4 protein-coding genes are annotated in these 3,032 nt (G+C 61.6%); all 4 read left to right on the top strand.

Annotated features, from left to right (window positions below):
- Positions 1-42 precede the first annotated feature (42 nt).
- Complete coding sequence (bioF, locus tag AC1DRJ_RS22955) at positions 43-1,221, top strand: 8-amino-7-oxononanoate synthase (RefSeq protein WP_477804166.1); 1,179 nt, start codon at positions 43-45, stop codon at positions 1,219-1,221.
- Entirely contained in the window at positions 1,214-1,945 is a 732-nt protein-coding gene (locus AC1DRJ_RS22950) for an alpha/beta fold hydrolase (RefSeq protein ID WP_477804165.1), read from the top strand. Before bioF ends, AC1DRJ_RS22950 begins: the two co-directional genes overlap by 8 nt.
- A complete protein-coding gene (bioC, locus tag AC1DRJ_RS22945; protein WP_477804164.1) occupies positions 1,938-2,750 on the top strand; it encodes a malonyl-ACP O-methyltransferase BioC in 813 nt (270 codons plus the stop codon). The genes AC1DRJ_RS22950 and bioC overlap by 8 nt, the downstream gene beginning before the upstream one ends.
- A partial coding sequence (bioD, locus tag AC1DRJ_RS22940; RefSeq protein WP_477804163.1) for an ATP-dependent dethiobiotin synthetase BioD occupies positions 2,747-3,032 on the top strand: 286 nt, incomplete at its 3' end. The genes bioC and bioD, both read left to right, overlap by 4 nt.

Below are 3,032 nucleotides of genomic sequence, written 5' to 3'. Positions count from 1 at the left end.
CTCCCACATTAAATGTGCCCACTTTGAATTTCCGAGGCCTGCATGTCTTTCGATCTCGCCGCACGCCTTGCTGCCCGTCGTGCCGAAAACCTCTACCGCCAGCGTCCACTGCTCGAGAGCCCTCAAGGCCCGGAAGTGGTGGTTGATGGCCAGGCATTGCTCGCGTTCTGTAACAACGATTACCTTGGCCTGGCCAATCATCCGCAAGTGATCGAAGCCTGGCGCGCCGGTGCTGCGCGTTGGGGCGTGGGTGGCGGGGCGTCGCACCTGGTCATCGGCCACAGCACACCGCATCATGAACTGGAAGAAGCCCTGGCTGATCTGACCGGCCGCCCGCGTGCGCTTTTGTTCACCACCGGTTACATGGCCAATCTCGGCGCGGTCACGGCGCTGGTCGGGCAGGGCGATACAGTGCTCGAAGATCGGCTCAATCACGCCTCGCTACTCGATGCCGGTTTGCTCTCCGGCGCGCGCTTCAATCGCTATCTGCACAACGACGCGGTGAGTCTGGCCAAGCGCCTGGAGAAAGCCACCGGTAATACGCTGGTGGTCACCGACGGCGTGTTCAGCATGGACGGCGACATAGCCGACCTGCCGGCGCTGGCACGCGAAGCCAAGGCCAAAGGCGCTTGGCTGATGGTCGATGACGCTCACGGCTTTGGCCCGCTGGGTGCCAATGGCGGCGGGATCGTCGAGCATTTCGGCCTGAGTCAGGAAGACGTGCCGGTTTTGGTGGGCACGCTGGGCAAGGCTTTCGGTACCGCCGGGGCCTTTGTCGCCGGCAGCGAAGAGCTGATCGAAAGCCTGATCCAGTTCGCCCGTCCCTACATTTACACCACCAGCCAACCACCGGCGCTGGCCTGCGCGACGCTGAAAAGCCTCGAACTGCTGCGCACCGAACACTGGCGACGTGAGCATCTGAAGACGCTGATCCGCCAGTTCCGCCAAGGCGCCGAGCAAATCGGTCTGGAGTTGATGGACAGTTTCACGCCGATTCAGCCGATCATGATCGGCGATGCCGGGCGTGCGGTTCGCCTGTCGCAGATGTTGCGCGAGCGTGGACTGATGGTGACGGCGATCCGTCCGCCGACCGTGCCGGCTGGCAGCGCCCGTTTGCGGGTGACCCTGACCGCCGCTCACAGCGAGGCGCAGGTGCAGCTTTTATTGAATGGACTAGCCGATTGTTTTGCCCAGCTGAAACTGGAGCCAAGCCATGCGTGATCGACTGATTCTGTTGCCCGGTTGGGGTCTCGGGATTTCGCCGCTTGAACCTTTGGCTGCAGCTTTGCAGGGCCTGGATGAGCACCTGCGAGTCGAGATCGAGCCGTTGCCGGATCTGGAATCGAGCGATCTTCAAGAATGGCTGGATGAACTTGATTCGACAGTGCCGCAGGATGCCTGGCTCGGTGGCTGGTCCTTGGGCGGCATGCTGGCGGCCGAATTGGCGGCGCGTCGGGGTGATCGTTGCTGCGGCTTGCTGACCCTGGCGAGCAGTGCCTCTTTTGTTGCCCATGAGCAATGGCCGAACGCGATGCCCACCGAGACGTTCGATGCGTTTCTGGCCGGCTGCAAGGCAGATCCACGCATGACGTTGAAACGGTTTTCGCTGCTGTGCGCCCAAGGCGCTCAAGACCCTCGCGGGTTGTCGCGGCTGTTGCTCGGCGGTGCGCCGCAGACTTCTGCATCGGCGTTAATGAGTGGTCTGGAAGTGCTTGCACAACTGGACACTCGTCACGCCTTGCAGGCATTTCGCGGTCCGCAACTGCATCTATTCGCCGGCCTCGACGGCCTGGTCCCGGCCGAAGTGGCGGGGGACTTGCTGACGTTGCTGCCGGATGTGGAAATCGGCCTGATTGAACAGGCCGGTCACGCGTTTCTTCTGGAAGACCCCCATGGTGTGGCGGGGGCGATACAGGCCTTTTTGCATGAGTCCGGTGATGACTGATTTGTCCCTTCCCAACCTGTCCGGCGGATTGCCCGACAAACGCCAGGTGGCCGCCTCCTTTTCTCGCGCAGCGGCGAGCTACGACAGCGTGGCCGAGTTGCAGCGTGACGTTGGTAGCGAACTGTTGAGTCGCTTGCCGGGTGATTTTGTCCCCGGTCGCTGGCTGGACCTGGGCTGCGGCACCGGGTATTTCAGTCGCGCTCTGGGTGAGCGTTTTCCGACGGGGCAAGGTGTCGCCCTCGACATCGCCGAGGGCATGCTCAATCACGCTCGGCCATTGGGTGGTGCCACCCATTTCATCGCGGGCGATGCGGAACGTTTGCCGCTGCAGGATTCGACCTGCGATTTGATCTTCTCCAGCCTTGCCGTGCAGTGGTGTGCGGACTTTGAATCGGTGCTCAGCGAAGCGTATCGGGTGCTGAAACCAGGGGGGATTTTCGCGTTTGCTAGTCTGTGTGTAGGGACGTTGTTGGAACTGCGTGACAGTTGGCGTCAGGTGGATGGCATGGTGCACGTCAACCGCTTCCGCGAATTGGGTGTTTATCAGCAATTGTGTGCGACCAGTGGTTTGAAAGCGGTCAGCTTGCAAACGCGTCCTCACGTGTTGCATTACCCGGATGTGCGTAGTCTGACTCATGAACTCAAGGCATTGGGTGCGCACAACTTGAACCCTGGACGACCAGGTGGTTTAACGGGGCGGGCGCGGATCCTTGGCTTGATCGAGGCCTATGAGCAATATCGTCAGGCCGAAGGATTGCCAGCGACTTACCAGGTTGTTTACGCCGTGTTGGAGAAACCTATATGAGCGCAGCCTATTTCATCACCGGTACCGACACTGACGTCGGCAAGACCACTGTTGCCGCCGGCTTGTTGCATGCGGCGCGGTCGGCGGGCTTGAGTACTGCAGCGGGAAAACCGGTAGCCTCTGGCTGCGACTTGACGCCCAAGGGGTTGCGTAACGCTGATGCGCTAGCGCTGTTGGCCGAGTGCTCGCTGCCGTTGACGTATGCACAGGTCAACCCGGTCGCGTTCGAGCCGGCCATCGCTCCGCACCTGGCCGCGCGTGAGGCCGGGGTGGCATTGACGG

It is taken from the genome of Pseudomonas sp. P5_B2 (assembly GCF_056400445.1).
This window is presented reverse-complemented; position numbering and strand designations above follow the sequence as displayed.